29 protein-coding genes are annotated in these 26,726 nt (G+C 73.1%); 16 read left to right on the top strand and 13 right to left on the bottom strand.

The window, feature by feature from the left end; all coding sequences use genetic code 11:
• Positions 1-23 precede the first annotated feature (23 nt).
• Both GA0070608_RS06415 and GA0070608_RS06410 read left to right on the top strand, forming a co-directional pair.
• Positions 24-986: a DMT family transporter gene (locus GA0070608_RS06415; protein WP_091623296.1), complete on the top strand. Its 963-nt coding sequence runs from the start codon at positions 24-26 to the stop codon at positions 984-986.
• A gap of 171 nt (positions 987-1,157) precedes the next feature.
• On the top strand, positions 1,158-3,359 hold the full coding sequence (locus GA0070608_RS06410) for an APC family permease (RefSeq protein ID WP_091623294.1): 2,202 nt from the start codon (positions 1,158-1,160) through the stop codon (positions 3,357-3,359).
• Between the two features lie 135 nt (positions 3,360-3,494).
• Here the strand turns inward: GA0070608_RS06410 and GA0070608_RS06405 are convergent, their stop codons facing one another.
• The 4 genes from GA0070608_RS06405 to GA0070608_RS06390 are packed head-to-tail and all read right to left on the bottom strand — an operon-like array spanning position 3,495 to position 7,576.
• Positions 3,495-4,238 carry a class I SAM-dependent DNA methyltransferase gene (locus tag GA0070608_RS06405; RefSeq protein ID WP_091623290.1) on the bottom strand — a complete coding sequence of 248 codons (744 nt, stop codon included), beginning with the start codon at positions 4,236-4,238 and terminating at the stop codon, positions 3,495-3,497.
• Complete coding sequence (locus tag GA0070608_RS06400; RefSeq protein WP_091623287.1) at positions 4,222-5,469, bottom strand: MFS transporter; 1,248 nt, start codon at positions 5,467-5,469, stop codon at positions 4,222-4,224. The genes GA0070608_RS06405 and GA0070608_RS06400 overlap by 17 nt, the downstream gene beginning before the upstream one ends.
• Entirely contained in the window at positions 5,466-6,485 is a 1,020-nt protein-coding gene (locus tag GA0070608_RS06395) for an alanine racemase (RefSeq protein ID WP_091623284.1), read from the bottom strand. Before GA0070608_RS06395 ends, GA0070608_RS06400 begins: the two co-directional genes overlap by 4 nt.
• Positions 6,482-7,576, bottom strand: a complete 1,095-nt coding sequence (locus tag GA0070608_RS06390) for a SagB family peptide dehydrogenase (protein WP_091623279.1) — start codon at positions 7,574-7,576, stop codon at positions 6,482-6,484. Before GA0070608_RS06390 ends, GA0070608_RS06395 begins: the two co-directional genes overlap by 4 nt.
• Before the next feature lie 245 nt (positions 7,577-7,821).
• On the opposite strand from GA0070608_RS06390, the gene GA0070608_RS06385 reads away from it, so the two are divergent.
• The gene (locus GA0070608_RS06385) at positions 7,822-8,490 is read left to right on the top strand and encodes an MFS transporter (RefSeq protein WP_176733650.1); all 669 of its coding nucleotides are present in this window, start codon (positions 7,822-7,824) and stop codon (positions 8,488-8,490) included.
• A 71-nt stretch (positions 8,491-8,561) separates the two neighbouring features.
• Here GA0070608_RS06385 and GA0070608_RS06380 read toward each other — a convergent pair whose 3' ends face one another.
• On the bottom strand, positions 8,562-9,386 hold the full coding sequence (locus GA0070608_RS06380; RefSeq protein WP_091623272.1) for an SDR family NAD(P)-dependent oxidoreductase: 825 nt from the start codon (positions 9,384-9,386) through the stop codon (positions 8,562-8,564).
• A 127-nt stretch (positions 9,387-9,513) separates the two neighbouring features.
• On the opposite strand from GA0070608_RS06380, the gene GA0070608_RS06375 reads away from it, so the two are divergent.
• Positions 9,514-10,470, top strand: a complete 957-nt coding sequence (locus GA0070608_RS06375; RefSeq protein ID WP_091623267.1) for an HpcH/HpaI aldolase/citrate lyase family protein — start codon at positions 9,514-9,516, stop codon at positions 10,468-10,470.
• A 56-nt stretch (positions 10,471-10,526) separates the two neighbouring features.
• Here the strand turns inward: GA0070608_RS06375 and GA0070608_RS06370 are convergent, their stop codons facing one another.
• Positions 10,527-11,057, bottom strand: coding sequence for a DUF4190 domain-containing protein (locus GA0070608_RS06370; RefSeq protein ID WP_091623262.1), 531 nt, complete (start codon positions 11,055-11,057; stop codon positions 10,527-10,529).
• A 191-nt stretch (positions 11,058-11,248) separates the two neighbouring features.
• Here GA0070608_RS06370 and GA0070608_RS06365 point away from each other — a divergent pair, with 191 nt between their 5' ends.
• Positions 11,249-12,085, top strand: coding sequence for an SDR family NAD(P)-dependent oxidoreductase (locus tag GA0070608_RS06365; protein ID WP_176733938.1), 837 nt, complete (start codon positions 11,249-11,251; stop codon positions 12,083-12,085).
• A 9-nt stretch (positions 12,086-12,094) separates the two neighbouring features.
• Here the strand turns inward: GA0070608_RS06365 and GA0070608_RS06360 are convergent, their stop codons facing one another.
• Entirely contained in the window at positions 12,095-12,679 is a 585-nt protein-coding gene (locus GA0070608_RS06360) for a DUF4190 domain-containing protein (protein WP_091623253.1), read from the bottom strand.
• Between the two features lie 174 nt (positions 12,680-12,853).
• Between GA0070608_RS06360 and GA0070608_RS06355 the strand changes: the two genes are divergently transcribed.
• Complete coding sequence (locus GA0070608_RS06355) at positions 12,854-14,050, top strand: acyl-CoA dehydrogenase family protein (RefSeq protein WP_091623250.1); 1,197 nt, start codon at positions 12,854-12,856, stop codon at positions 14,048-14,050.
• Positions 14,051-14,290: 240 nt separating this feature from the next.
• Here GA0070608_RS06355 and GA0070608_RS06350 read toward each other — a convergent pair whose 3' ends face one another.
• Genes GA0070608_RS06350 through GA0070608_RS06340 form a run of 3 tightly spaced genes read right to left on the bottom strand, consistent with a single transcriptional unit; the run spans position 14,291 to position 16,516 of the window.
• The gene (locus tag GA0070608_RS06350) at positions 14,291-14,698 is read right to left on the bottom strand and encodes a CoA-binding protein (protein WP_091623247.1); all 408 of its coding nucleotides are present in this window, start codon (positions 14,696-14,698) and stop codon (positions 14,291-14,293) included.
• 22 nt (positions 14,699-14,720) lie between these two features.
• Positions 14,721-15,446, bottom strand: a complete 726-nt coding sequence (locus tag GA0070608_RS06345; protein ID WP_091623244.1) for a hypothetical protein — start codon at positions 15,444-15,446, stop codon at positions 14,721-14,723.
• 23 nt (positions 15,447-15,469) lie between these two features.
• Positions 15,470-16,516 carry an Rv2578c family radical SAM protein gene (locus GA0070608_RS06340; protein WP_091623240.1) on the bottom strand — a complete coding sequence of 349 codons (1,047 nt, stop codon included), beginning with the start codon at positions 16,514-16,516 and terminating at the stop codon, positions 15,470-15,472.
• A gap of 101 nt (positions 16,517-16,617) precedes the next feature.
• On the opposite strand from GA0070608_RS06340, the gene GA0070608_RS06335 reads away from it, so the two are divergent.
• The gene (locus GA0070608_RS06335) at positions 16,618-17,037 is read left to right on the top strand and encodes a thiol-disulfide oxidoreductase DCC family protein (protein WP_091623236.1); all 420 of its coding nucleotides are present in this window, start codon (positions 16,618-16,620) and stop codon (positions 17,035-17,037) included.
• Here the strand turns inward: GA0070608_RS06335 and GA0070608_RS06330 are convergent.
• The 3 genes from GA0070608_RS06330 to trxA form a co-directional block, all read right to left on the bottom strand.
• On the bottom strand, positions 17,001-17,909 hold the full coding sequence (locus GA0070608_RS06330) for an HTTM domain-containing protein (protein ID WP_091623232.1): 909 nt from the start codon (positions 17,907-17,909) through the stop codon (positions 17,001-17,003). The genes GA0070608_RS06335 and GA0070608_RS06330 overlap by 37 nt on opposite strands.
• Positions 17,906-18,346, bottom strand: a complete 441-nt coding sequence (locus tag GA0070608_RS06325) for a hypothetical protein (RefSeq protein WP_091623228.1) — start codon at positions 18,344-18,346, stop codon at positions 17,906-17,908. The genes GA0070608_RS06330 and GA0070608_RS06325 overlap by 4 nt, the downstream gene beginning before the upstream one ends.
• Positions 18,347-18,507: 161 nt before the next feature.
• The gene (trxA, locus tag GA0070608_RS06320) at positions 18,508-18,870 is read right to left on the bottom strand and encodes a thioredoxin (protein WP_091623225.1); all 363 of its coding nucleotides are present in this window, start codon (positions 18,868-18,870) and stop codon (positions 18,508-18,510) included.
• 549 nt (positions 18,871-19,419) lie between these two features.
• On the opposite strand from trxA, the gene GA0070608_RS06315 reads away from it, so the two are divergent.
• From GA0070608_RS06315 to GA0070608_RS06280, 9 genes are all read left to right on the top strand, one after another.
• Entirely contained in the window at positions 19,420-19,935 is a 516-nt protein-coding gene (locus GA0070608_RS06315; RefSeq protein ID WP_091623222.1) for a MaoC family dehydratase, read from the top strand.
• 62 nt (positions 19,936-19,997) lie between these two features.
• Complete coding sequence (locus tag GA0070608_RS06310; RefSeq protein WP_176733649.1) at positions 19,998-20,525, top strand: hypothetical protein; 528 nt, start codon at positions 19,998-20,000, stop codon at positions 20,523-20,525.
• 79 nt (positions 20,526-20,604) lie between these two features.
• Complete coding sequence (locus GA0070608_RS06305; RefSeq protein ID WP_091634445.1) at positions 20,605-21,228, top strand: TrmH family RNA methyltransferase; 624 nt, start codon at positions 20,605-20,607, stop codon at positions 21,226-21,228.
• A 108-nt stretch (positions 21,229-21,336) separates the two neighbouring features.
• The gene (locus tag GA0070608_RS06300) at positions 21,337-22,038 is read left to right on the top strand and encodes a DUF6758 family protein (RefSeq protein ID WP_323135710.1); all 702 of its coding nucleotides are present in this window, start codon (positions 21,337-21,339) and stop codon (positions 22,036-22,038) included.
• A 151-nt stretch (positions 22,039-22,189) separates the two neighbouring features.
• Positions 22,190-22,348: a hypothetical protein gene (locus GA0070608_RS32515; RefSeq protein ID WP_007455302.1), complete on the top strand. Its 159-nt coding sequence runs from the start codon at positions 22,190-22,192 to the stop codon at positions 22,346-22,348.
• A gap of 6 nt (positions 22,349-22,354) precedes the next feature.
• Positions 22,355-23,230 (top strand): PH domain-containing protein, encoded by an 876-nt coding sequence (locus GA0070608_RS06295; protein ID WP_091623214.1) that lies wholly within the window; start codon positions 22,355-22,357, stop codon positions 23,228-23,230.
• Between the two features lie 105 nt (positions 23,231-23,335).
• Complete coding sequence (locus GA0070608_RS33285) at positions 23,336-24,508, top strand: SigE family RNA polymerase sigma factor (RefSeq protein WP_245715716.1); 1,173 nt, start codon at positions 23,336-23,338, stop codon at positions 24,506-24,508.
• A complete protein-coding gene (locus GA0070608_RS06285) occupies positions 24,505-25,782 on the top strand; it encodes a hypothetical protein (RefSeq protein WP_245715715.1) in 1,278 nt (425 codons plus the stop codon). Before GA0070608_RS33285 ends, GA0070608_RS06285 begins: the two co-directional genes overlap by 4 nt.
• A 48-nt stretch (positions 25,783-25,830) precedes the next feature.
• Positions 25,831-26,697 carry a PHP domain-containing protein gene (locus GA0070608_RS06280; protein ID WP_091623210.1) on the top strand — a complete coding sequence of 289 codons (867 nt, stop codon included), beginning with the start codon at positions 25,831-25,833 and terminating at the stop codon, positions 26,695-26,697.
• The last annotated feature ends 29 nt before the right edge of the window (positions 26,698-26,726 follow it).

The following is a 26,726-nucleotide window of genomic DNA, read 5'->3' as shown; positions in this document are numbered from 1 at the left end:
GTCACGTGTGAGGATTTCACCCTGTGTCCCCCGCACCGCGCCGCCCGCCGCTCGACCCGGTCACCACCGGGGCGCTCGCCCTGGCCGTCGTCGCCGTCTCGTCGTCCGCGCCGCTGGTGGCGTTCGCGGCGGCGCCGGCCCTGGCCGTCGCGTTCTGGCGCAACCTGCTCTCGGTCGTCGTGCTGGGCCCGTTCTCGATGGCCCGGCGACGCGCCGAGTTCCGGTCGCTGACGGTCGGCGCCGGTCGGCGTGAGGGCGTCTACTGCATGCTGTCGGGCGTGGCGCTCGCCGCGCACTTCGCCACCTGGATGCCCAGCACCAGGCTCACCTCGGTCGCCGCAGCGACCGCGCTGTGCGCCACCCAGCCGGTCTGGCAGGGACTGATCGCCCGCGTCCAGGGCCGCCGGCTGCCGGGCGTCGTGTGGGCCGGCATCGCGGTGGCGGTCGCGGGGGCGGGCGTGGCGACCGGGGCCGACTTCGCCGTCTCCGGCCGGGCCGTCGCCGGCGACCTGCTCGCGGTGGCCGGTGGAATGTTCGCGGCGGTCTACACCGCGTTCGGCGAGCGGGCTCGTACGACGATCAGCACGACCACCTACACCACCATCTGCTACGGCGTCTGCGCGTTGCTCCTGCTGCTGGTCTGCCTGGTCGGCGGAGTACCACTGACCGGTTTCGACGCCGGCAGCTGGGCCGCCGTGCTGGCCCTGGTCGCCGGGGCCCAACTGCTCGGGCACTCGATGTTCAACTACGCGCTGAGGAAGGTCTCGGCGACCACGGTCAGCGTGCTGGTGCTGCTGGAGGCGCCGGGCGCGGCCCTGCTCGGCTGGGCCTGGCTGGGGCAGCTGCCCGGGGTGACCGCCCTGCTCGGGTTGGCGCTGCTCCTGGCCGGCGTCGCGGTGGTGGTGCTCGGCGGCGCCCGTGCCGCCCGCCGCATCCCACCGGTGCCCACCGTCGTCCCCGCCGACGCCGGCCCGCTGCCCGACTGAGCCGCCCGACTCCCCGGCCGGCGGCTCGATCCGCTTCGGTCCGGCGGACCGACCGCACCGCCGGGCGACGCGGCGGACGCCACTCGTCGGCGCGGGAACGGCCGTTTCGCTGCCGGAGCCGGCCGCGTCCGTGAGAGTGCGGAGGAGGGAAACACCGGGACGGGAAGGCCGATGGCGGATCGGGACGGCGGCGAGGGCGAGGGCGGTACGGTCGTCACGCCGTCGGCCGAGTTCCCGCCGCTCGACCCGGACGAGCTGCGGGCGTTACGCCGGATCGGTGACCGGTGGCGCGACGCCCGCCGGGGTCGACCGCCCGGCGCGGACCTGCTGCCGGTGGACCCGACGCTGCGCCGCCACCCCGACCGGCCGGCTCCGACGCGTTTCGGCCGGCTCGCCCCGATCGTGATGTTCCGGGTCGGGGAGCCGGACGAACTGGTCGCCACCGAGCCGGCCAACCTGCCCGGCAGCCGGCTCGGCCGGGCGGCCACCCGGCTGCGACGTGTGCTGTTCGGGCCGCCGCTGAGCAGCGCTGCCGTGCTCTACGAGCGGATGCGCAAGCTGGTGGCCCTGCCGGTGCTCTCCTCCGACCTGCTCAGCTCGGTGGCGTACGGGCCGGAGGCGATGCTCGCCGTGCTGCTGCTCGCCGGCAGCGGGGCGCTCGGGCTGTCCCTGCCGCTGGCCGCCGGGCTGGCGCTGCTCATGGTCGCGGTCGGCGTCTCCTACCGGCAGACCGTCGCCGCCTATCCGCACGGGGCCGGGTCGTACATCGTGGCGGGCGACAACCTGGGCGCGGGGGCGGGCCTGGCCGCGGCGGCGGGACTGATGACGGACTACGTGCTGACCGTGGCGGTGTCCGTCTCCGCCGGCATCCGGGCGGTCACCTCGGCGGTGCCGGAGTTGGCCGGCTGGACGGTGCCGCTCGGGCTGGCCGTGGTCGGCCTGCTGCTCGCCGGCAACCTGCGCGGCGTACGGACCGCCGGCAACCTCTTCGTGCTGCCCACGTACGCCTTCGTGGTCGCGCTGCTGGCGTTGCTCGCGGTCGGCTGGTTCCGCGCGGCCGGGCGGGGTTTCGTCCCGGTCGACCCGCCGCCGGTGTCGGCCGTGGAGGGGCTGGGGCTGCTGCTGGTGCTCCGCGCGTTCTCTTCGGGCGCGGTGTCGATGACCGGCATCGAGGCGGTCTCCAACGCGGTTCCCGCGTTCCGGTCTCCCGAGTGGCGCAACTCGCGCACCACGCTCACCTGGATGGTCGCGATGCTGGTGCTGTTCTTCGGCGGCCTGGTCGGGCTGATCCACCTGTCCGGGCTGGTGCCCACCGCCGAGCAGTCGATCCTCTCCCAGCTGGCCCGGGTCACCTTTCCCAGCGGCCCCTGGTACGGCCTGATCCAGGCCGCCACCGCGTTGATCCTGCTGTTGGCCGCGAACACGGCCTACAACGACTTCCCCCGGCTGCTCTTCTTCATGGCCCGGGACGGGCACGCGCCACGCCGGTTCCTGCACATGGGCGACCGGCTCGCTTTCAGCAACGGGCTGGTGGCGCTCACCGTCGCGGCGGCGGTGATCCTGGTGGCCTTCCGCGGGCACACCGAGGCGCTGATTCCGCTCTACGCGGTCGGGGTGTTCCTCGCCTTCACCCTGTCCCAGGCCGGGATGGTGCTGCACTGGCGACGACGGCGCGGCCCCGGCTGGCGCCGTCGGGCGACGATCAACGCGGTGGGCGGTGCGTTCTCCGGCCTGGTGCTGGTCGTCGCCGCGGTCACCAAGTTCACCGAGGGCGCCTGGGTGGTGGTCGTCGCCGTGCCGCTGCTGGTCCTGTTGTTCGGGGCCATCCACCGGCACTACGAGAGGCTGCACCGGTCTCTGGCGCTGCACCCGCCGTCGGGTGGCCCGGCGCCCGGGCCGTCGGTGGTGCCGGCTGCGCCGCCCGCCGCCGGGCCCGCAGCGCCGGAGGAGGAGGAACTGCCCGAGCAGGTACGTCACCTGGTGGTGGTGCCGGTCGCCCGGCTGAACCGGGCCTCGCTGCGGGCCCTGGCGTACGCGGCCTCGCTCGGGCAGCCGACGCTGGCCGTGCACATCGCCCCCGAGGAGCCGGAGGCGGACCGGTTCCGGGAACAGTGGCGGGCGTGGGGTGACCACCTGCGGCTGGAGACGATCGTCTCCCCGTACCGGGCGGTGATCGGGCCGCTCGCGCACTACCTGGAGGCGCTGCACGCCTCCCGGGCCGATCTGGTGCTGACCGTCGTCGTGCCGGAGGTGGTGGTGCGCAGCCGCTGGCACCGGCTGCTGCACAGCCGCACCGAGCAGCGGCTGCGCGCCGCGCTGCGCCGGCTGCCGGGGGTGGTGGTCACCAGCCTCCCGGTGCACCCGGGCGGGTAGCCGCCCGCGCCGGTGGGGCGCACCCGGGCGCGGATCGACCGCGTGGGCGGAGACGGCCACCGGCTGGACCAGCAAACCGAACGGCACCGCCACAGCCGTCCCGGCGGTGGCGCCGGGGACGACTGACCGCGCCCGTCAGTCGCGTCGGGCGACCACCGCGACCCGGGGCAGCGCCTCCGGGTCCGGTACCGGGGTGAGCAGATCGTCGATGGCGGCGACGTGGCTCGGCACCCAGCCGGCTTCCGTCAGGGCGCGGAGCACGTCGGCGACGGGATGGGCGGTGTTGGTGATCGTCGTGGCGAACGGGGTCGCGCGGCCGTCGTCGGTGCGTAGCTCGCCGGTGATGTGCAGCGGGCGGCGGTCGCCGTCGAGCGGGCCACGAGCCGCCACGACGGAGGCTGTCCCGTCCTGCCGGGTGACCGGTGGGACATCGGCGCGCAGCCCTCTGATCGTCGACATGTCGAAGCCGAACCATCCGCCCGGCGCGACCGCCGCGTGGACGCGGCGCAGGTAGGCGCGGACCCGGTCGATTTCGCCGACGTGGTTGAGGATGTCGTACGTGGAGAGCGCGAACGCGCAGGGACGCGGCACCTCGAAGTCCGTGGCGTCCGCGGCGATCAGCACCGCGTCGGTGCCGGCCAGCCGTTCGCGGGCACGGGCGATCATCGCCTCGGAGATGTCGACCCCGACGATCCGGTAGCCGGCGGCGGCGAACCGGGCGGCCACGATGCCGGTACCGCAGCCGACATCGAGCAGGCTCCGCTCGGCTCCGGGTGCCACCTGTGCGTGCAGCCGCAGCCACGCGTCGCCCATCCGCTCCGGGTACGGCGCCCAGAAGCGGTCATACGCCGTGGCGAAGGCGTCAACGTACTCGGCCATCGGGTTGCCTTTCGTAGTGCCGGACGGGGGAACTGGCCAACGGGGCGAGTGCGGCGACGAAGATCACCGCGGCCAGACCGAGCAGGGTCGTTCGTACGCCGATCTCGGGTACGACGAAGCCGGCGGCGATCATGACCGGCGGTCCGAGGCCCACCGCCCCCAGCCACTCGTAGGCACTCACCCGGGACATCGCCTCGGTCGGCACCTCGGACTGGACGGTCGTCTCCCACAGCACCCCGAAGACGTCGAAGGCCACCCCGGCCAGCACGGCGGCGGCTATCACGAACGGCAGCGCGGCGCCGGATCCGAGCAGCAGCGCCGGCAGTCCCAGCACCGACACGGCGAGCACGGCCACTCGCAGCGGACGGGTCGTCCTGATCCGCATCGCGACCAGCACACCGGCGAACATGCCCACCGCGTACCCGGCGAGAATGCCGGACCACGCGCCCGCGCCACCCAGGTGTGTCCTGGCGAGCAACGGCCCCGCGAGCCCGAAGGTGACCCCGACGGCGGCGTTGATCACGGCCGCGGCGAGCACGATCCGCCACAGCCAGGCCCGCCGGACGAACTCGCGCCAACCGTCGCGGAGTTCGGCCGGCAGGTTCCGCCGGGTTGGCCGGGACGTCCTGGCGAGGCGTAGCCGCGCGAGAAGTCCGGCGGCGACGGCGAACGTGGCGGTGTCGAGGGCCAGCGCCCAACCCGGCCCCAGCCAGGCGATCAGCGCGCCGCCGGCGGTGAAGCCCGCCACCGTGGCGGTGTTCGTACCCAGCCGCAGCACGGCGTTGCCGCGTTGCCGCGCCTCCGGCGCGACCAGTTCGGCGGTCAGCCCGGTCAGCGAGGGCAGCAGCAGCGCGGAGGCGGTGCCGGCGACGGCCGCGCAGATGGCGAGGGTGGCGACGCCCGCCCGCCCGGTCAGGACGAGGACGGTCATCGCGCCGTAGGCCGTACCGCACAGCAGCTCCGCGGCCACCAGCACGCGGTGGCGCGGCAGCCGGTCGCCGATGACGCCGCCGAGCAACATCAGCGCGATCCTGGGCACCGAGATCGCGGCGAGCACGAGCGCCAACGCCGGGGGCGATCCGTCGGGAAGATCGAGTACGGCGAAGGTCAGCGCGAGCGGACCCATCGCGTTGCCGAAGACGGAGATCGTCCTGGCGGTGGCGAACAGGACGAACCGGCGCTGGCGCAGCGGGTCCACCGGGCGGTCCACGGACGCGACGGCGCCGGTCATGCCCGATCCGGGCGGACCAGCGCCTGCCACCGCGCCACCGGCTCGCCGGAGTCGAGCACGTGCAGCAGCGGCTGGCGGGCCACCACCGGGCACACGTGTCCGGGCAGCACCCGCAGTTCGTCTCCCACGGACACCGAGTCGGCGGCGACCGGCGTGCCGTCGGGCCGGGTCATCACGACACCGCTCATCCAGGTCTGGTCGGCGCCCGCGAGCAGCGTGTCGGCGTCGGTGCGCGGCACCTGCCCGTCGATGCCGGTGACGGTCGTGGTGACGGCGATCGCGACCGCCTCGGGGGCGCACTCGCCGAGCCGGGCCAGCCCGCCGTCGAGCAGCGCGTACGCGCCGGCGCAGACCTCGGTCACACCGGCGACGCCCAGCGCGCCGAGGAGGGTCGGTGTGCCCCCGACGCTCACCGTCGGGCAGGGTGCTCCGGTGGCGCGGATCCGCTGCGCGACCGACACCAGCAGTTGCGCCTGGCGGCGGCCCAGGTCGCCCCTGTCCCGTGCGGTGACGGGGTCGGTGATCCCCACGTACCCGGTCACGCCCGCCAGGCGTAGCCCGCGGGTCTCCGCGATCGACGTGGCCAGTTCCCCGGCGGCGTCGGGGTCGACGCCGACCCGGTGCAGGCCGGTGTCGACCTCGATCCGTACGTCGAGTGCGACGCCATGAGCCACGGCCGCCGCGCCGAGCCCGGTCACCGCGTCCGGGTGGTCCACGTGCACCGTCACCGCGCAGTGCCGGGCGAGCTGGGCGAACCTGGTCCACCGCCACGGATCACGCCACGGCCAGGCCACCGCCACGTCCGTCACGCCCACCGCCAGGTAGGCCTCGGCCTCGGCGGCGGAGTGGACCGCGACGCCCACCGCGCCCGCGGCGACCTGCCGGGCGGCGATCTCGGGCGTCCGGTGTCCCTTGACGTGTGCGCGCAGGGCGACACCGGCCTCGTCCGCGAGCTTGCCGTACCGTGAGATGTTCGCGTCCAGCCTGGCCAGGTCGACGGTCGTCCTCGGCGTCATTCGCCCCGTCCGTGCCAGGCGTCCGGGGGAAAGGAGAACGCCGCCTCGCCGCCGGCGAGCATCGCCGCCTGGCGGTCCCGTTCGGCGGGATGCGGCACGCCGACGCCGGACACGCCGAGGAAGATCTCGTCCGGCCAGGACAGCCCGAGGGCGTCCTCGACAGGCGCGTCGCGGGTGGCGGCGGTGAAGAACGTCCCGAGACCGAGTGCGGTCGCGGTGAGGTACACGGTCTGACTCAGGTGGCCGACGTCGAGCAGGAGCGCCCGGTACGCGCGCGCCGCCGGATACTTCCACACGGTCCGGTCGAGGACCGCCGCGTACATCAGCAGGAAACCGGCCTGGGCGGCGTGCGGCTGCCCGCCGCACCACTCGCGCAGCCGGTCCTCGCCGCTGGCGTCGGCGAGCCGCACCAACTCGTGGCGACGCACCGAGTAGTGGTAGACGCCGGGCTCCAGCCCTTCGACGTCACGGATGACCGGATAGACCTCGACCGGATGGCGGGACCCGCCGGACGGAACGGTCTTGAGCAGCGCCGTCCCGACGCCCGAGACATCCACCTCGCGCCGGACCCCGGCCGTCCAGCGCAACAGGGCGGCGAATGCCGACAGCGGCACCGGGCGATCCGGGTCGAACCATCGCGTCGACCGTCGGGCGTCGAGGACGCTGGTGAAGTCGACCGCGGGCGGGTCTGCACGAGGCAGGGCGATGCGGGGCCCGTCGTACTCCTTGACCGGATCCGGCTGACCGGTCTTGGCGCGCAGCACCGCGGCGTCCTCGGCGGCGGAACGGAAGACGTCGCTGCCGAGCGTACGGCTGGCCAGGTGGTAGTAGGTGGCCGCCGGCCCCAGCTCGCGCCAGGCGCCGAGGCGTTCCTCCTGGGCATGTTCCGGCGAGCCCTCGGCGACGAGGACGTGGGCGTCGAGGAGCTGCTGCGCGAGCCGGCCGGTGGGCTCAGCCCAGTCGGCGTAGTCGCGCAGCAGCCTCTCAGCCTCAACAGTCAACGCGAACTGCCGGTGCCGCAGCGGATCGTCGCAGACGAGCTGACCATCACGCCACAGGAAGACGACCAGCCGCGACACACGGGCACGCATGACTACTCAGGCTTCGACCGGGGGCTCCAGGCAGGTCAGTTCCTGGTCGTAGTCGTCGGACGCCACGGGCTCGAAGGCCTCAACCTGCTCGGTCATGTGGGTCTCCCTCACTAATCGGTGTTGATCACTGGAACGCATCGACCGTACCAGCAAGTCCACTGTGAACACAGCCTCTCCGGCGGATCGGCTGATCCTCGCCTCAGCGGGACGCCGGCCACAGTGCCGTGCGGTCGTATGCTGCTCCGGTGACCACACCCCTCCCCGGCACGGCCAAGCAGCTTTCCGCAGATGGCCTGCGCCCCGACGCCCGTCCAGTCTGGCTGGTGATCGGTCCGGCACTTGCCGCGTCGGTGGGTGCCTTCCTGCTCGCCGTCACTGTCGGGCCGGCATTGACCGCGATCCAGCGGGCCCTGGGTCTGCCGGCCTCGGCGAAGCTCTGGATCTTCGTCGCGTACCTGCTTCCCGCGGTGCTGGCGGTGCTGGCCGGCACTCTGGTCGGCCGGCGGTGGCCCACTGCCGTCACCTTGTCCGCGATCACGCTGCTGGTTCTCGGAACGCTGCTGACCGCGTTTGCGCCGGGAAGCGGTTCGCTGCTGCTCGGCCGCGCGGTGACCGGGTTCGGGGCTGGCCTGGCCTGGGGCACCACGGCCGTGCTGGTCGCGCAGATGGGGGCGCGGCGCGTGTGGGTGGCGCCGCTCGTGGGCGGCGTGGTGGGGCTGGCGCTCTGTCTGGGACCCGTGGCTGGGACGCTTCTGGCCCAGACGGCAAACTGGAGACTTCCCTTCGTGCTGGTTGTCCCGGTCGAGATGGTGGCGTTGCTGGCCACGGCGGTGAGCGGGATCGTCGTGCTGATCCGGCGCGCGTCCCCGCCCGCTCAGCCTCCGACCGCACCTTCGGCCATGAAGCCGTCGTAGCCGTCGCGGGTATCCGGCGAGCCCCGCGCCCCCTGCGAACCGGCGCCCCCGGCCACTGCCGGGCGGCCCCGCTATCCGGCGACGCCGACCGCCTCGGCGCTGGCCGTCCAGAGCCGGGCGGCGAGCTGCGGGTCGGCCGCCCGGCGCAGCGGTCGGCGCGGTCGCCGGTCGGCGTAGTAGCCGCCCGTCACCAGCCGCGCCGGATCCTGGTTGGCCAGCCAGACCAGCGTCTCGGCGCCCTTCTCCGGGCTGCGGAACGGCAGGATCCGCATGCCCAGGGCGACCAGCCGGCTGTCGTTGCCGAACCGGCTGCGCACCACCCCCGGGTGGAAGGAGTACGCGGGGATGTCCGGCCAGCGCCGGGCCGCCTCGGCCGTGAACAGGATGTTCGCCTGCTTGCTGGTGCCGTACGCCCGCATCGGCCCGTAGCGGCGCAGCGGGGCGTTCAGATCGGCCGGGTCGAGCACGCCGCTGCGGTGCGCGCCGGAGGCGGTCACCACCATCCGGCCGATCCGGTCCCGCAGCAGGTTGCTGAGCAGGAACGGGGCCAGGTGGTTGGCCTGGATCGACAGCTCGAAGCCGTCGACCGTGGTCAGCGGCTGGAGCACGATCGCCCCGGCGTTGTTGGCGAGCACGTCGATCCGGTCGTACGCGTCGCGCAGCTTCCCGGCCAGCCGGCGTACGTCGTCCAGCACCGCGAAGTCGGCCCGGAACAGCTCCGGTCGCTCGCCGGACGCCTCCCGGACCTGTTCCGCCGCGGCCTGGAGTCGCGCCGGGTCCCGGCCGACCAGTACCACCTGGTCACCGCGGCGCGCCAGGTCGACGGCGGCGGCCAGGCCGATGCCCGAACTGGCCCCCGTCACCACCACGAGTCGACGCCCAGTGAGATCTTCCACAGGTCCATTCACCCCGGTCACGGCACGAGGTTACCGTGGCGTCACAAAGACCTTTGGGATCGTTAAGCCCTGGTATCTCCGTCAGGTGACGTCGGCGTGCCCTCCGCACGCTGGAAGGAGCGCTTCCATGACCGCAGTCGGTCGCCCCCGCCGGTCCTGCCTCGCGGTACCCGGCTCCAGCGTCAAGATGCTCGGCAAGGCCCAGGGACTCCCGGCTGACCAGGTCTTCCTGGACCTGGAGGACGCGGTCGCCCCGCTGGCCAAGCCCGACGCCCGGAAGAACATCGTCGCGGCGCTCAACGAGGGCGACTGGTCGGGCAAGACCCGTGTGGTCCGGGTCAACGACCTGACCACGCCGTGGACCTACCGGGACGTCATCGACGTGGTGGAGGGGGCCGGCGCCAACCTCGACTGCGTCATGCTGCCGAAGGTGCAGAACGCGGCCCAGGTGCAGTGGCTCGACATGACGCTGACCCAGTTGGAGAAGACGCTCGGCCTGGAGGTCGGCCGGATCGGCATCGAGGCGCAGATCGAGAACGCCGCCGGCCTGGTCAACGTGGACGCCATCGCCGCCGCCTCGCCCCGGGTCGAGACCATCATCTTCGGTCCGGCCGACTTCATGGCCTCGATCAACATGAAGTCCCTGGTGGTCGGCGCGCTCATCCCGGACTACCCGGGCGACCCCTACCACTACATCCTGATGCGCATCCTGATGGCGGCCCGGATGCACGACAAGCAGGCCATCGACGGCCCGTTCCTCCAGATCCGCGACGTGGACGCGTTCCGCGAGGTGGCCAAGCGCTCGGCGGCGCTCGGCTTCGACGGCAAGTGGGTGCTGCACCCGGGCCAGCTCGACGCCGCGAACGAGGTCTACTCGCCGGCCCAGGCCGACTACGACCACGCCGAGTTGATCCTCGACGCGTACGAGCACTACACGTCGGAGGCGGGCGGCAGGCTCGGCGCGGTGATGCTCGGCGACGAGATGATCGACGAGGCGTCCCGCAAGATGGCCCTCGTGGTCTCGGCGAAGGGGCGGGCCGCCGGGATGACCCGCACCTCGTCCTTCACCCCGCCGGCGGAGTAGTCCGGCCGCCTGACGACCCGTGCCGCCCCGGCCCGCGCCGGGGCGGCACTGTCGGGTCAGTAGCTGGTGCTGCTCGTCTCGGCCTGGGTGATCGCGAAGACGATGATTGCCACGTAGAAGAGGATCACCAGCACGAGCAGGCCGGTGAGGATCCAGCCGACGATGATGGCGGCCTTCGCCATGCCCTCGCCACCCTCGCCGGTCTGCCGGATCTGCTTCTGCGCGACGTGGCCGAGGATCGCGCCGACCGGGGCGGTGATGCAGGACCCGATGCCGACCAGGGCGAGCACCAGGGCGGCGATGGCCATGCCGTTGGTCTTCGGCGGCTGGGCGTAGCCGTAGCCCGGGTAACCCGGGTAGCCCGGCGGCGGGTAGGCGGCGGGCGCCGGCTGGCCCGGGGCCTGCTTCATCCCGGCGTACGGGTCGCCGCCCGCGTACGGGTCGGCCGGCGCGTACGGGTCGGGGCCGGTGGGCTGGGTGGGGATGGGCTGACCACTCACCGGGAGGGCGGGGTCGGCGGGCGGGCTCGACTGCTGGCCCGACCACGCCGGGTCGTTCCAGCCGCCGGAGGGCGGGGGATATGTCATCTGTCTGCTCCGTTGGGTGCGGGGTGCTGCCCGTCAGGGTAGTGAGCCCTGCCCAGACCCCGGTGCGTCGCCACCGGGTGTGCCGCGTTGCCCGGGCCCCGGGAAGCGGGCAGGATTCTGGCATGGTGATTGACGCGCGAGCCGCGGACCGTTCCGGCAGTCGACCGAGACGGGACGCGAGCCGCCCCGGCCTGGCCCGGCGTACCCGCGCCACCGCCCCGGCGGGCACCGACGGCACCGACGAGCCGGCGCCGCTGCCGGACCCGGTGACCATGCGGCTCGACGGGAAGGTCGCCCTGGTCACCGGGGCGGGCAGCCCGGACGGCATCGGGTACGCGACGGCCCGCCGGTTGGCCGACCTCGGCGCCCGGGTGGCCATCGTCTCCACCACCCGACGCATCCATGAACGCGCCGGCGAGTTGGGCGTGACCGGCTTCGTCGCCGACCTCACCGACGAGTCGGAGGTGGGCGCGCTCGCCGACGCGGTCGCCGAGCAACTCGGCGACGTGGAGGTGCTGGTCAACAACGCCGGGCTGGCCAGCCGGGCCAGCCCCGAGGTGCTGCGCCCGGTGGCCCAGCTCAGCTACGACGAGTGGCGCGGTGAGATCGACCGGAACCTCACCACCGTGTTCCTGTGCAGCCGGGCCTTCATCGGCGGCATGGCCGAGCGGGGCTGGGGGCGGATCGTCAACCTGGCGGCCACCGCTGGGCCGGTCAACGCACTGCCGACCGAGGCGGCCTACGCGGCGGCCAAGGCGGGCGTGGTCGGGCTGACCCGGGCGCTGGCGATGGAGATGATCGCCGACGGGGTGACCGTCAACGCGGTCGCGCCGGGCACCATCCACACCGCGGCCTCCACGGTGGCGGAGATCAGGCAGGGCCTGGGCACCCCCGTGGGCCGCCCCGGCACGCCGGACGAGGTGGCCGCGGCGATTGCCTTCCTCTGCTCGCCGGCTGCCTCGTACATCACCGGGCAGATGCTGGTGGTGGACGGCGGCAACAGTGTCCGGGAGGCGCAGTTCCGCTGATCGGGGGTGTCAGTAGCTGTTGCCGCTGTTACCGGCTATGGCGACCAGCGCGATCCAGCCGCAGCAGGCCAGCAGGCCGAGCCCGGTGATGACGTAGCTGAGGATGAGGCCCCAGGTGGCGAGCTGGTCGCCCTCCTCGCCGGTGGTGCGGATCTGCCGTTTGGCCAGGTGCCCGAGGACGATGCCGGCCGGGGAGAAGACGAACGCGAAGACCAGCGAGAGGATGGCCAGCACGTTCGTCCCGCCCGGCCGGGGACCGGAGGACGGCGGGCCGTACTGCCCGTAGGGCACCTGCGGGGTGTACGGGGGCTGGTGCCCCCACTGCTGCCCGTGCGGCGGCTCCCCGGGCCGTTCGTAGCTGGGCTGCCCGTACGCCGGCTGTTCGTAGCCGGGCTGCCCGTAGCTGGGCTGCTCGTGCGCCGGCTGCCCGTACGCTGGCTGTTCGTGCCCGGGTGGGCCGTATGACGGCGGCTCGGGGGTGGGCGGCGGCTCCGAGGGCGGCTCGTACCTCGACGGGTCGTGTCCCTCCGGGGGCTCCCAGGGCGACGGCGGCCGGTCCGGATCGGGCGGGCCCGACGGCGGTGGCTGGCTCACGGTCTCCTCCTGCCGGTGGCGGATCGCGTCCCTCTTGCCGGACGCTACCCGCAGCGGTGAACCTTTTCACAGCGGTTGTGTGGACTGGTCACCTTGGCCTCGACCGCCGAGCGGCCAATACTGACCAGGCGTTCAGTTACCCATGAGTAAGGCGCCGACCACCCGGAGGCTGAGATGGCCCGACTCGCCCAGACGCCCGGCCTGACCGATGTGCAGCGGTCGATCCTGGAAACCGTCCGGGAGTTCGCCGACAAGGAGATCATCCCGCACGCGCAGCGGCTGGAACACGCCGACGAGTACCCGAGCGCCATCCTCGACGGGATGCGCGAGATGGGCCTCTTCGGCCTCACCATCGACGAGGAGTACGGCGGGCTCGGCGAGTCCCTGCTCACCTACGCGCTGGTGGTCGAGGAGCTGTCCCGGGGCTGGATGTCGATCTCCGGCATCGTCAACACCCACTTCATCGTGGCGTACCTGATCTCCCAGCACGGCTCCGCCGAGCAGAAGACCCGGCTGCTGCCGAGGATGGCCACCGGCGAGGTGCGCGGCGCCTTCTCGATGTCAGAACCCGAGTGCGGCTCCGACGTCTCCGCGATCAAGTCGAAGGCCGTCCGTGACGGCGACCGGTTCGTGATCAACGGGCAGAAGATGTGGCTGACCAACGGGGCGTACTCCTCGGTGGTGGCAACCCTGGTTCGGACCGACACCGGCGCCGACTCCGTCTACGGCAACATGAGCACCTTCCTGCTGGAGAAGGAGCCCGGCTTTGGCGAGACCGCGCCCGGCCTGACCATCCCCGGCAAGATCGACAAGATGGGCTACAAGGGTGTCGAGACCACCGAGATGGTGCTCGACGGGGTGACCGTCCCCGACTCCGCCGTCCTCGGCGGCGCGGAGAAGGTCGGCCGCGGCTTCTACCAGATGATGGACGGCATCGAGGTCGGCCGGGTCAACGTGGCCGCCCGCGCCTGCGGCATCTCCATCCGGGCCTTCGAGCTCGCCGTCGCGTACGCCCAGCAGCGCCGCACCTTCGGTCAGCCGATCGCGAAGCACCAGGCCATCGCCTTCAAGCTCGCCGAGATGGGCACCAAGATCGAGGCCGCCCACTCGCTCATGGTCAACGCGGCCCGGCTCAAGGACGCCGGCCAGCGCAACGACGTCGAGGCCGGGATGGCGAAGCTGCTCGCCTCGGAATACTGCGCCGAGGTCGTCCAGGAGGCGTTCCGCATCCACGGCGGCTATGGCTACTCCAAGGAGTACGAGATCGAGCGGCTGATGCGGGAGGCCCCGTTCCTGCTCATCGGCGAGGGCACCTCGGAGATCCAGAAGACCATCATTTCCCGCGGCCTGCTCAAGGAGTACAAGCTCTGACGCCTTCGCCGCGCTGGCGGCGCCGGCCCACCACCGGTGCCGCCATCCGGCCCCTGTCGAGCTGAATCGTCTACGACATCACCCGCGCGTACGAGCGTGAGTGGTCCACGACATCACCCGCGCGTACGAGCCTGAGTCGTCCACGACATCACCCGCGCGTACGAGCGTGAGTCGTTTACGACATCAGCTCGACAGGGCCGACCCGACGGCACCGACGCCGCCCGCCGGCCGTACGTCCGCTCAGCCCAGTCGGGTCAGGCCGCCGGCGGCGCGCTCGACGATCAGGCAGCGATCCTCGACGTAGTCGATGCCCGCCTCCGTGGCGATCCGCCGCGCCTCGGGCGAGACGATGCCGAGCTGTAACCAGACCGCGGGAGCGCCGATCGCCACCGCCTCGCGCACCACGTCGACCGCGTCGTGGGCCGGCCGGAACACGTCGACCAGGTCCACCGGGTGCGGGATTTCGGCCAGGGAGCGGTAGACCCGCTCGCCGAACAGTTCGTGGGCCGTCGGGTTCACCGGGATGATCCGCCAGCCGTACCGCTGCATCTGCGCCGGCACGCTGTGCGCGGCCTTGCGCGGGTCGCGGGACGCGCCCACGACGGCGATCACGGCGGAGTCGGCGAGGATCTGCTGAGCGGAGCGCACCCGCCGACTGTAACCCCGCCGCTCAGCCGTCGCCCGCGAGTGCAGTACGCAGTCGGGCGTGCTCCTGCGGCGTGCCGATCGCCGCTCGGTGCTCGGGATGCGTGGCGTAGTGCCGGATCGCACCGGCCAGCAGTTCCGGCGTGACGTCCAGCTCGCTGGTCTCGACGACGGTGTGACGGCGCGAGGCGATCCCCCGTTGCCGGACCAGATTCCGGTTGCGCACCGGCAGCCGCAGGTGACCGGACTGCCGGTAGGAACCGCCCGGACCCGCCGGGTCCAGGGCCTCCCACGGCACCCAGAGGTGCCGCAGTGGATCGCCGGCGCTGATCCCGGTCGGGGTCAGCGCGACACTCGGCACCCGGCGCCAGAGGGCGACCGCCAGCACCACGGCGAGCGGGCCGGTGAGGCTCGGGTAGAGCCACCACAGCCCCTCCCGGTCCGAGGCGAGCTGGTTGGTTGTCGTGTAAATGGCGAAGGCGAGCACAATCCAGCGGTAGCTCGTCCGGCCTGTGGGCGGGACGAAGAAGGCGTGCTCCCGCTCGTCCACCCGAAACTCGCCGGTGCCGGGCCTGCCGAAGGCGCGCAGCATGGCCCACAGCAGCACGAGTATCGGCACCAGTGTGAGCAGGGCGACGGCACCGGCGCTCTCCACCCGCCTGGCCGCCAGGCCCCAGAGCAGCCCGGCGGCCACCGCGACCGCCGCCGCGATGCGCTGCCGGCGCAGCGCCCGATCGATCATCTCCCGCACGGCGGTAGCGTATCGGCCGTCGTCTACAGGAGACTGAGCTGCTCGGCGGGCGGCGGCGCGGGCGCGGGGTCGGGCTGACGAACGTCGTCGCGTTCGCCCCGGGGCAGGCCGTGCCGACGGGCCGCGATCCGCACCCGCGCCGTCAACTCCCGCTGGTAGGACTGCGGGGCGTAGGCGCCGGAGTGGTAGAGCTCGCGGTATCGGGGGATCAGGTGCGGGAACTCGCGGCCGAGCCAGTGCGCGTACCACTCGCGGGCACCGGGCCGCAGGTGCAGCGCCAGCGGCGTCACGCTGGTCGCCCCGGCGCCGGCGATCGCCGCGACGGTGGCGTCGATCGCCGACTCGTCGTCGCCGAGCCCGGGCAGGATCGGCGCCATCAGCACCCCGACGTCGAAGCCGGCGTCGGTCAGCGCCCGTACGGCGTCCAGCCGTCGCCGCGGGCTGGGGGTGCCCGGCTCGACCGTGTGCCAGAGCCGCTCGTCGACGAAGCCCACCGAGAAGGAGAGACCGACCCGGGTGACCTCGGCGGCCTGGCGCAGCAGCGGCAGGTCCCGCAGGATCAGGGTGCCCTTGGTCAGGATCGAGAACGGGTTGGCGAAGTCGCGCAGCGCCGCGATGATCTGCGGCATGAGCTGGTAGCGCCCCTCGGCCCGCTGGTAGCAGTCGACATTGGTGCCCATCGCGACGTGCGCGCCCCGCCAGCGCGGCGCGGCCAACTCCCGCCGGACCAGCTCACCGGCGTTGACCTTGACGATCACCTTCCGGTCGAAGTCCGCCCCGGCGTCCAGGTCGAGATAGGTGTGACTGTTCCGCGCGAAGCAGTATTTGCATGCATGACTGCATCCCCGGTACGGGTTGATCGTCCACTCGAACGGGACCCGGGACGTGCCGGGCACCTTGTTGATGATCGACTTGGCCTGCACCTCGTAGAAGGTCATGCCGGCGAAGCCCGGGGTGTCGAAGGTGCGGGCGACCGCGCCGGGCAGCGCCAGCGGCAGGGGTGGTGTCGCTGGCGCTGCCCGATCGGGGACTCCCTCATCCGGGGGAGCGGTGAGGTTGTCCCAGCGCATGGCCCTCATTCGAACACACGTACGAGCGCGCCGCAAGCGGCCGGCCGTGTTCCCGCCCACCTCGCCGCCGGCCGCGCGGTCGGCGGGTGGAGGATGGAGGCATGGAGAGGTCGACGTTCGTCTACGACGGGGACTGCGCGTTCTGCACCCGGTGCGCCGAGTTCATCGAGCGGCGTATTCCGACCGGCACCCGGGTGGTGCCGTGGCAGTTCGCCGACCTCGACGCGCTGGGCCTGAGCGAGGCCGAGTGCGAGGAGGCGGTGCAGTGGGTCGGCGCGGACGGTTCCCGCGCGGCCGGCCCCGACGCGATCGCGAGGCTGCTCGGCGACAGCGGCCCGCTCTGGCGGATCGCTGGCACCGGCCTCAGGCTCCCCCCGGTACGCGCCGCCGCCTGGCCCGCGTACCGCTGGGTGGCCCGCAACCGGCACCGGCTGCCCGGCGGCACGGCCGCCTGCGCGCTGCCCCAGGAGGCGCGGGAGCGCCTCTACGGACCGTCCGGTCGCCCGGCCGCCGACGCCTGACCGGCGAGTGCCGGCTCGATACCGGCAGGTGGTGCGGCGTCCCGCCGCCAGCGGGTGAGCAGCCGGCGTGCCCAGACCACCGGCCGGACCCGTTCCAGTGGCAGGAAGCTGGTCATCGCGGCCAGGTGCGGGGCGAACGAGATCGTGATGGTCGCGATGGTGACCAGGTGGAACGTGTAGAAGAAGCCCACCGTGGCGAGTCGCCAGCGTTCCCTGAGCAGGAAGATCACCGGGCTGAACAGCTCGAACGCGATGATGCCGAACTGGGCGACGATCAGCAGGTACGGCACCGAGGCGATCAGGTCGGCCAGTTCGGTGCCGCGTCGGAGGATCGCCCGGGCCAGCACCGAGCCGGTCAGCCAGTCCAGCCCGCCGAAGCGGAACTTGGCCCAGGCGGCCAGGAAGTATGTGCAGATGACGGCGATCTGGGTGACCCGCAGCGCCCAGCCACCCGCCTCGGTGCGGGTGGCGTCGCCGTGTCGGGCCCGGCCGACGGTGGGCAGCACCGCCAGCGCGACAAGCAGGCCGAACCGGTCATGGTCGACCTTTCCATAGCTCATCGCGATGATCATCCACTCGAAGTAGAGCGCGAAGACCGTCCAGCCGAGCAGCCGGGGCGCCCGGCCGGTAGCGGCGAGCAGAGCGAGCAGCAGCAGGGCCCAGAAGAGTGCGGCGACCAGCGTCGGGGTGGGCGTGGGCAGCGGCAGTAGCCGGCCGACCAGCAGCGGCTGGTAGAGCTCGCCGGGCACCGCCACCCGGGTGCGCACCCAGGGGGTGAAGACGACCAGGTCGGCGGCGACGAAGAGGTAGATCAGGGTGCGGAAGGCGGCCACCCGGCCGCGGGGCACCGGCTCGGTCAACCAGCGGCTCATCGGTCCGCCTGCCAGGCGACCACGGTCTCGTCGGTGAAGCGGCCGGTGGGCCGCCCGTCGCGGATGCCGTGCCAGCGGATGACGATGCGGACCTCGACCAGCTCCGCCGCGTCCGGGTGGCGTTCGGCGTACGCGTCGGCGACCTCGGTGAGCAGCTCGGGGTCGGCGGCGTACCGGCTCTGCTGGCCCTCGATCTCGGCCCGGCGGATGCCTGTGGCGCCCTCGCCCAGTTCGACGACCGCTCCGGTGCTGTCGACGCCCTCGACCCGGGTGTCCGGGGCGGGGGAGTTCGACGGGTTGGACGTCGAGTACATCCGGAACGGGCCGAACGGGAAGTGGTCGTCGGCGCCCCAGGCCGTACCGGCCAGCAGAACGGCCAGACCGAGGGCGGTGGCGGTGAGCCGGGCGGCGCGACCGCGGGTGGTCAAGGTTTCCATCGGGTCGTGACGATACGGGATGTACCGCCCGCCCCGGGTCCCTCCGTCGGCCACTTCGCGCTGCCCAGGGGGCCAGAGGTCTGGGCCGCTTCCCGGTCAGCCGGCGGGCAGGCGACGACGGCCGGGCCCGTTCGGGCCCGGCCGTCGTGAGGCGTTCCGGCTCAGTGGCTGTGCCCGGCCAGCTTCTTGCGGACGTCGTCCATGTCGAGGGCCTGGACCTGCTCGATCAGGTTCTCCAGGGCGGACTCGGGGAGGGCGCCGGGCTGGGCGAAGACGATGACGCCGTCGCGGATCGCCATGATCGTTGGGATCGAGCTGACGTTGAACTTGGCGGCCAGCTCCTGCTGCGCCTCGGTGTCGACCTTGCCGAACACGATCTCGGAGTGCTTGTCGGAGGAGCGCTCGTAGACCGGGGCGAACCGCTTGCACGGGCCGCACCAGTCGGCCCAGAAGTCGACCAGCACGATGCCGTCGCTGCCGGTCACCTCGTCGAAGTTTGCCGTGGTCAGCTCTACGGTTGCCATGAAAGTCTCCGATCGGCGCGGAATAGCTACGTCAGGTGGAACCAGGGCGTACCACGTGGAATTCCCGGCCCACCTCCGCCGAAACGTGCTCGTCACGCCGTGGGGCGGTCGCGCTCCCATCGACCGAAGTTGTTCCGGTTGTGCCGTTGCGGTACGCAAGTGCATGACGCATTTGCGTGACCAGCCGTAATGGGAGCGCTTCCATTGAGATCGACACGATTGGCCGGGTCAAATAAGCAATCAGGCGCTTGACAAGCGGCTATCCGGTATGCGGAGATCGCCGGCGTTCGGTCGGTCGCTCACGGAGAGTAGTGTTACGAAAAGGTAAATGTGACCTCGGTCTCTGTTCGATTCGCCTTGTCGTGCGGCAGAATCTTCCCCATCAGAGCGTGGGCGGCGGGTGCCGGGGAGGGCCCCGCCGCTCATTGCGTCTCCCCTCGGTTGTGGCGGGTGTGACATTTCCGCACGCCACGCGCCCCAGGCCTCGCCTTAACACTCCATAAGGCATGCTGTGCCGAACTCCATCGCCACCCTTCGAAGGGGACAAGGATGCAGTTCGGCCGTTACTACGAGGAGTTCGAGGTCGGCGCGGTCTACCGGCACTGGCCCGGAAAGACCGTCACCGAGTACGACGACCACCTCTTCTGCCTGCTCACCATGAACCACCATCCGCTGCACATGGACGCGCACTACGCTCAGACGGCGAGCCAGTTCAAGCGCAACGTGGTGGTCGGCAACTACATCTACTCGCTGCTGCTGGGCATGTCGGTGCCCGACGTCAGCGGCAAGGCCATCGCGAACCTCGAGGTCGAGTCCCTGCGGCACGTGGCGCCGACCTTCCACGGCGACACGATCTACGGCGAGACCACCGTGCTGGACAAGCGCGAGTCGGCCTCCAAGCCCGACCGGGGCGTGGTTTCCGTCGAGACCCGGGGCTACAACCAGGACGGCACCATGGTGTGCGTCTTCCGCCGCCGGGTGATGGTCCCGAAGAAGGAGTGCGCGGCGACGACGGTGCCCGAGGGCGTCGACCCGGAACGGCCGAGCTTTCCCGAGCCGCGCTGACCGACGGGCCCCTTCTCATCCGGGTTCCGGGTGGTAGGGGCCCTTTTTCCCATCCGGGGCATATGCTGGCGCCGGAGGTCCCCATGAGCCACTCCGTCGCCGGAGAGCCGTCCTCTGCCGGCCGCCGCGCCGCACCGCTGACCACCGCCGTCTACTCCGCCGCCGAGTGGGATCTGCTGACCAGCCTGCCCGGCCGGGTGATCGTGGCCGCCGCCGCGCCCGGCCCCGGGCGGCCCCACCCGGGAGTCGACGCCGGGCTCGCCGGCCTGGACGCGGTCGCCGCCGGTCGGGCCTTCGACAGCGATCTCGTACGCGCGGTGGTCGCCACCATCTACGCCCGGCACGACGGGGCAGCCGGCCCCGGCGCCCTCCCCGCCGACGTGGTGGACCTGTTCGCCGCCTGCCGGGTCGCGACCCGGGTGCTGCGACGCCGGGCAGATCCCGCCGACTCGGCCGCCTACCGGCAGTGGGTGCAGTCGGTCGCGGCCCGGGTCTGCCGGGCGGCGACGGTCGGTGCCCCCGGGCTGCCGCCGGCCCCCGCCGACCGCCACCTCCTCGACCGGCTCGGTGGCGCGTTGGGGCTGTGCTGAGCCGCCCCGTTCCGCCCGCACCGGGCCCGGCCGGGGTCGCGGCCCAGGGCGGGATCTGCGGGCCGTACCCTGCGTGACCGTGACCGGAGACCAGCTCGACGTCGGCGTGGGACCGTGGCCCGGGGACCCGCCGGACGACCCGCGGTACGACCCGGAGCTGCTCGCCGAGGGCGACCGGCGCAACGTCGTCGACCGGTACCGCTACTGGCGGCGCGAGGCCGTGGTGGCCGACCTGGACCGGCGCCGGCATGACTTCCACGTGGCGATCGAGAACTGGCAGCACGACTTCAACATCGGCACGGTCGTCCGCAACGCCAACGCCTTCCTCGCCGCCGAGGTGCACGTCGTGGGCCGCCGGCGGTGGAATCGGCGCGGAGCCATGGTGACCGACCGCTACCAGCACGTCCGCCACCACGAGACCATCGAGGAGTTCGTCGCCTGGGCGGCCGGGCGGGAGCTGCCGGTCGTCGGCATCGACAACCTGCCCGGGTCCCGTCCGCTGGAGACCACCACCCTGCCGCGGCGCTGCGTACTGCTGTTCGGGCAGGAGGGCCCGGGGCTGTCCGACCCGGCGCGTGCCGCCTGCGGCCAGTTGTTCTCCATCGCCCAGTACGGCTCCACCCGGTCGATCAACGCCGGCGTGGCCAGCGGCATCGCCATGCACGCCTGGATCCGTACGCACGCCGGGCCGCTGCCGGCCTGACCGGCCCGGCCGGGCTCGTCCGGCTGGCCGGCCTCGGTCCGGGTGTTGTCCGACGGCACCGAAACCGGCGCTCCACTTGACGGGGCGGCGCGGCGGGGCGACGGTGGGATGGTGAGTGTCGCGGTGAGTTGCCCTAAATGTGGTGGACCGGTGCGGGCGCCGGACCTGATGCACACCGAGTCGCGCTGCCTGGACTGCGGCCCGGTTGCCCCGCTGCACGTGCCGGAGCACATCGGCGCCGGCATCGTGGCCAGCGTGGTGGAGCGGATCACCGCTGCCGCCGAGCCGCCGCGCCGGCCGGCGACGCCGCTGTGGTGCCCGTGGCCGCTGCCGACGGGCTGGACGATGACCGGCGTGGCGTACGCCGGCGACGACCGCACCGGGGTGCGTGCCACGGCGGTGGCCTGCGCCGGGCCGGAGCCGCTCGGCGGTGGCCCCGCGGATCTGCTCTTCGTGGCCGAGGAGCCGGGGGTGGGCCTGGGCACCCGGTTCGCGGGGCTGGCCGGCCCGGATCCGGGCCCGGAACTCGCCCAGGCGTTGACCGACCCCGGGCCGGGGCATCCGGAGCACGTCGGGCAGGCCAGGATCAGGGTGGCCGGCCATCCCACTCCACTGTGGCTCGTGAACTCGCCGACAGATCGAAGCGCGTACGCCGGCGAGGCTCGGGGATTGTGGCTCCATGCGATAGCCTGGCCGGCGAGTGCGGGTCACCTGCTCGCGGAAGATGTCGTGCTGCACGACCTGACCGAGTGGACACCGCCCGAGCTCGTGTACGGCGCACCGTCTCCGTATCTGCACGGAAAGGCTTGACGTGCTCCGGGGCCTGACAGGGCTCCAGAGCTTGACAGGTCTTCCGGAATGTCGGAGAACGGACGCAGATATTCACTGTACGACACCACACTGATACTCTGGGTACCGCTGCGGTAATGGGACCCGGCGCCGCGCGAGAGGATGGCCCGCCATGGTCAAGAAGGTCCTCACCTGGGCCGGAATCGCATTCTTGATCTTCTTCGTCGCCTATCGGCCAAATTCTGCGGCGGACGTGTTCAAGTCGCTGGGCGGCGGGATCATGGACATCGCCCAGGGGTTCGGCGACTTCTTCACCAGCCTCGTCGCCTAGCCGCCGATGGGTAACCCCTCCGGTCCACCCTTCGATCCCGACGACCCCGATCGGGAGCGCCGGGAGCAAGACACGGAGCCGATCCCCCGAGTCGGCCCCGACGACGGGCCGGGCTACGGCACCGGTCCAGGCCTCTCCGACGGCCCCTCCCTTTCGGACGACGTCGGCTTCGGCGACGGCCCGGCGTACGCCGGGGAGGGCCGGTCCGGCCGGGCCTGGGTCCGTGACCCGGAGGCCGGCTACCAGCCCCCGCAGATCTCCGAGGACGAGCTGGCCGGCCTGCGGGCCGACGCCGCCGGCATGGCGCCGCGCCGGGTGCTGCCGCTGGAGGACGAGCCCAGCTCGCTGGTGGCGCGCTACCTCTTCCCGACCGAGCGCTACCGGGGCGAGTGGAAGCGGCACTGGATCCACCTCACCACCCCGCTGCTGGTCGGCATCGCGGCCACCTTCGTGCTCGGCTACCTTTCCGGCTTCCTCGCCGGGCAGGACGTGGGCGCGCTCACCACGATCGCGGTGCTGCTCTGGTTCGCCGTGATGGGGTGGGTGGCCTGGAAGGTCGCCGACTGGTGGTACGACCGCTTCATCCTGACCAACAAGCGGGTGATGGTGGTCAACGGCATCATCACCCGGCGGGTCGCGATGATGCCGCTGGTCCGGGTCACCGACATGAAATACGAACAGACCCCGACCGGGCGGGCGCTCAACTACGGCACGTTCGTGCTGGAGTCCGCCGGTCAGGAGCAGGCGCTGCGCGAGATCAAGAACCTGCCCAACCCGAACGAGCTCTACCTGCGTGTCGTCGAGGAGATGTACGAGCCGCAGGCGGTCGAGGCACGGCTGGGCAAGGAGGCCGACGAGGCCAAGGCCGACGACGGGGCGTGAAACTTTTCGACCGAACATCGGAGGAACTGCGCACCGTTCGCCGTCGACCTGACCACTTCGGGCATGGCAACCTGCCAGGGGAACAGGGTGCGGAGGTGGCCGGTGGTGAGCAGGGATCCTTTGGAGGAGGAGTTCCGCGACTTCGTCGCGGCCCGCTCCAGCGCCCTGCTGCGCACCGCCTACCTCCTCAGCGGGGACTGGGCCACCGCCGAGGACCTGCTGCAGACCGCGTTGACCAAGACGTACCTGGCCTGGAAGCGGCTCGGCGGGATCGAGGCGATCGAGCCGTACGCCCGCCGGGTCATGATCAACACCTCGACCAGTTGGTGGCGCCGGCGCTGGCACGGTGAACGCCCCACGGAAGTGCTGCCGGAGCGGGCCGGCGTCGACGAGATCGAGCAGCAGCTCGACCGGGACCTGCTCTGGCGCCACCTGAGCGCGCTGCCCAGCCGGCAGCGGGCGGTGCTCGTGCTGCGCTTCTACGAGGACATGTCCGAGGCGCAGACCGCCGCCCTGCTCAACATCTCGCCGGGCACGGTCAAGAGCCAGACCTCGCGCGCCCTGGGCACCCTGCGCCGCCGGATGGGCGCCGAGGCAGCCTTCGACCTGCCGGCCGGCGCCGACCCGACCCCGGCCCGGCAGCGCGACGACACCGGCCAGCCCGCCCCCGCCCACGGCGGTGCCCCTGCCCACGGCGGTGCCCCTGCCCACGGCGGTGCCCCCGTCCACGGCGGCGCGGACCGGTCCGCCCCCGTCCACGGCGGCGCGGACCGGTCCGTCCCCGTCCACGGCGGCGCGGACCGGTCCGTCCCCGTCCGCGGCGGCGCGGACCGGTCCGTCCCCGTCCGCGGCGGCACGGACCGGTCCGCCCTCACCCCCGGCGGCGCACCGGTCCGACCGTCGGCGGCCTACGGGGCGCCGACGATGGTGGTGGGCGCGGACGCGGCGGCCGTGGTCGCGGCGGCGAACGCCGTACCGCCGGTCGCCGCAAGCAGGACTGGCAGCGCCACTCCCGCCGTCCCGGGTGGGCCGGGTGCCACCACCGCCGTCCCAGGCGACCCCGCCACCGCGCTCCCGGCGCAGGCCGCCGGGCTCTCCGCGCCGGACACCGGGCGTCCCACGCCGGCTGCCGAGCCGGAGGGTGATCCGGTGCCCGTGGCCTCAGGGGCGCGGGCCGGCGCCGGGCCGGCGGTGCGTGCCGCTCGCGACGAGCAACGCGGCCGGCAGGCCGCCTGCCCGGGCGTACCGGCCGGCACCGGCGCCGGAGAACACCGGTGAGCCCTCCGGCCGGCCGTGACGACAACCGGACCGGCGGCCCGACGCGTCCATTCGCCGTGACCGAGGACGAGCTGGAGCAGGCGGTACGGGAGGCGTTCACCCGCCGGGTGGCCGTCGCGCGTCCGTTCGTCGCCGACCCGGCGGGACTGGCGATCCGGCGGGCCGACCGCGCCCGGCGCCGGCAGATGCTGGCCGGGGTGGCCCTCGCCGCGGTGGCCACCGTGACGGTAAGCGCCGGGATGGCGCAGTTGGGGCAGCAGCCCGGACCACCCACCCATCCCACCGTGGTGCTCGGTGACCCGTACGCCTCGCCGCTGCCGGGCCCGGCCCCGCACCTGTCGGCCGCCCCGCGGGCCGACCTGGGTCGGGGCGAGGTGGACCTCATCCTCGACGACGTGCTGGTCACCGCCGGCGGGCTGCGGCTGGCCCTGCCCGACGTGGGCCCGGCCGCCGAGCGTGCGCAGCGGCTGCCGGACGGGGCCGGCTGGGCGGTGGTGGGCGCGCCGACGGCGGCCGGCCGCTCGCTGTGGATCGTGCTGCCGCAGGGCGCGGCACACCTGCTCCTGGCCGGGGCGCGGGAGATCGTCCTCAGCCCGGACAGTCGACAGGTGGCCTGGCGGGAGGGGACGGAGCTGGTCGTCGCGGGCATCGTCGGCACGCAGGTCGTCGCCGCAGCCCGCACCCCGGCGTCGCCCGACGCGGTGCCGGTCGCTTTCGCCGGGGACACCGTCCTGATCCGCCCCGACCCGGGCCGGTCCGGTCACGCCCTATGGCGCCCGGCAGCGGGTCCGCCGCGCGGCGTGGGCGACCGGGCACTGCACGTCTACGGCGCCCGCCCCGACGGACTGGTGGTCGCGCTGGTCTCCGCAGGCACCCCCCGCCGGCCCTGTGTCGCCCTGCTCGACCCGGCCCGGGACCTCGCGCCGGTGCGGACGGCCTGTGGGCCCACGCTGAACGAGGACGGACCCGGCGGGGTCTCCGCCGACGGGCGGTGGCTCCTGGCCAACGGGAAGGCAGGCCGGGAGGACCGGGCGCTGCTGGTCGACCTGGACCGGCTCGCCCCCACGCCGACGGCCCGCCCGGCCGGTCCGCCCTTGGCCGGGCCGGTGGCCTGGACTCCGCAGGGAACGGCCCACTACTCCGACGCGGCCGGCGCCCTGGTGCGGGTCGAGGTGAGCCGGGTGCTCGACGGCGAGGCGGCCCGGTCCGTGCCCGTGAACGGCCTGCCCGCCGGGGACCGCCCGGTGCCGGTGGGCAACGACCATCGTCCCTGACGGCGCCCGCGCGCCGGTGGTGGCCGGCCGGCCGGTAGCGTCGGGGCGATGAGCGCGGCACCACGGATCGACCTGCACACCCACTCCACCGCCAGCGACGGCACGCTAAGCCCGGCCGAGCTGGTGCGGGCGGCGGCGGAGGCGGGGCTGGACGTCGTGGCGATCACCGACCACGACACCACCGCCGGCTGGGCGCCGGCCCTGGACGCGTTGCCGGCCGGGCTCAGCCTGGTCCGCGGCGCGGAGCTCTCCTGCCGGTGGTACGGCGAGGAGCCGGCGCTGCCGCTGCACCTGCTGGCGTACCTGTTCGATCCGGACGCCCCGGAACTCGTCGCGGAACTGGCCCGGGTGCGGGCCGCCCGGGAGGAACGGGGCGAGCGGATCGTGGCGCTGCTGCGGGCCGACGGAGTCGACGTGAGCTGGCCGGAGATCCTGACCGGCGCGGGCGGCGGGACCGTGGGCCGGCCGCACATCGCACAGGCGCTGATCCGGGCCGGCCTGGTGACCACCACCACGGAGGCGTTCGGGCCGGACTGGCTGGGCGAGCGCTACCGGCTGCCCAAGGAGGACATCGACGTCTTCCGCGCGATCCGGCTCGTCCGCGCGGCGGGCGGCGTGCCGGTCTTCGCCCATCCCCGAGCCACCCGGCGGGGGCGGATCGTGCCCGACGAGCTGATCGCCGACCTGGCCGCGGCCGGGCTGGCGGGGCTGGAGGCCGACCACGAGGACCACTCCCCGGCCGAGCGGGCGCACGTCCGCGCCCTGGCCGGCGAGCTGGGCCTGCTGGTGACCGGCTCGTCGGACTTCCACGGCACCCACAAGACCGTCCGGCTCGGCGCGTTCACCACCGGCCCCGAGGCGTACGAGCGGATCGTCGCCGAGGCGCGCGGGGTGACCGAGGTCGCTTCCGGCTGATCCATGTTTCCGCATCCGGCGGCGCGGCT

Origin of the sequence: Micromonospora peucetia, assembly GCF_900091625.1 — a bacterium.
Taxonomy (GTDB): domain Bacteria; phylum Actinomycetota; class Actinomycetes; order Mycobacteriales; family Micromonosporaceae; genus Micromonospora; species Micromonospora peucetia.
This window is presented reverse-complemented; position numbering and strand designations above follow the sequence as displayed.

What these genes read in the sequence shown, in the direction of transcription:
- trxA (WP_091623225.1), bottom strand. Translation starts at nt 18,870, where the DNA reads ATGGCAACCGTAGAGCTGACCACGGCAAACTTCGACGAGGTGACCGGC.
- GA0070608_RS06280 (WP_091623210.1), top strand. Translation starts at nt 25,831, where the DNA reads ATGAGCGCGGCACCACGGATCGACCTGCACACCCACTCCACCGCCAGC.
- GA0070608_RS06355 (WP_091623250.1), top strand. Translation starts at nt 12,854, where the DNA reads ATGGCCCGACTCGCCCAGACGCCCGGCCTGACCGATGTGCAGCGGTCG.
- GA0070608_RS06300 (WP_323135710.1), top strand. Translation starts at nt 21,337, where the DNA reads ATGGTGAGTGTCGCGGTGAGTTGCCCTAAATGTGGTGGACCGGTGCGG.
- GA0070608_RS06340 (WP_091623240.1), bottom strand. Translation starts at nt 16,516, where the DNA reads ATGCGCTGGGACAACCTCACCGCTCCCCCGGATGAGGGAGTCCCCGAT.
- GA0070608_RS06370 (WP_091623262.1), bottom strand. Translation starts at nt 11,057, where the DNA reads ATGACATATCCCCCGCCCTCCGGCGGCTGGAACGACCCGGCGTGGTCG.
- GA0070608_RS06310 (WP_176733649.1), top strand. Translation starts at nt 19,998, where the DNA reads ATGCTGGCGCCGGAGGTCCCCATGAGCCACTCCGTCGCCGGAGAGCCG.
- GA0070608_RS06395 (WP_091623284.1), bottom strand. Translation starts at nt 6,485, where the DNA reads ATGACGCCGAGGACGACCGTCGACCTGGCCAGGCTGGACGCGAACATC.
- GA0070608_RS06390 (WP_091623279.1), bottom strand. Translation starts at nt 7,576, where the DNA reads ATGCGTGCCCGTGTGTCGCGGCTGGTCGTCTTCCTGTGGCGTGATGGT.
- GA0070608_RS06410 (WP_091623294.1), top strand. Translation starts at nt 1,158, where the DNA reads ATGGCGGATCGGGACGGCGGCGAGGGCGAGGGCGGTACGGTCGTCACG.
- GA0070608_RS06375 (WP_091623267.1), top strand. Translation starts at nt 9,514, where the DNA reads ATGACCGCAGTCGGTCGCCCCCGCCGGTCCTGCCTCGCGGTACCCGGC.
- GA0070608_RS06330 (WP_091623232.1), bottom strand. Translation starts at nt 17,909, where the DNA reads ATGAGCCGCTGGTTGACCGAGCCGGTGCCCCGCGGCCGGGTGGCCGCC.
- GA0070608_RS06405 (WP_091623290.1), bottom strand. Translation starts at nt 4,238, where the DNA reads ATGGCCGAGTACGTTGACGCCTTCGCCACGGCGTATGACCGCTTCTGG.
- GA0070608_RS32515 (WP_007455302.1), top strand. Translation starts at nt 22,190, where the DNA reads ATGGTCAAGAAGGTCCTCACCTGGGCCGGAATCGCATTCTTGATCTTC.
- GA0070608_RS06335 (WP_091623236.1), top strand. Translation starts at nt 16,618, where the DNA reads ATGGAGAGGTCGACGTTCGTCTACGACGGGGACTGCGCGTTCTGCACC.
- GA0070608_RS06325 (WP_091623228.1), bottom strand. Translation starts at nt 18,346, where the DNA reads ATGGAAACCTTGACCACCCGCGGTCGCGCCGCCCGGCTCACCGCCACC.
- GA0070608_RS06315 (WP_091623222.1), top strand. Translation starts at nt 19,420, where the DNA reads ATGCAGTTCGGCCGTTACTACGAGGAGTTCGAGGTCGGCGCGGTCTAC.
- GA0070608_RS06400 (WP_091623287.1), bottom strand. Translation starts at nt 5,469, where the DNA reads ATGACCGGCGCCGTCGCGTCCGTGGACCGCCCGGTGGACCCGCTGCGC.
- GA0070608_RS06295 (WP_091623214.1), top strand. Translation starts at nt 22,355, where the DNA reads ATGGGTAACCCCTCCGGTCCACCCTTCGATCCCGACGACCCCGATCGG.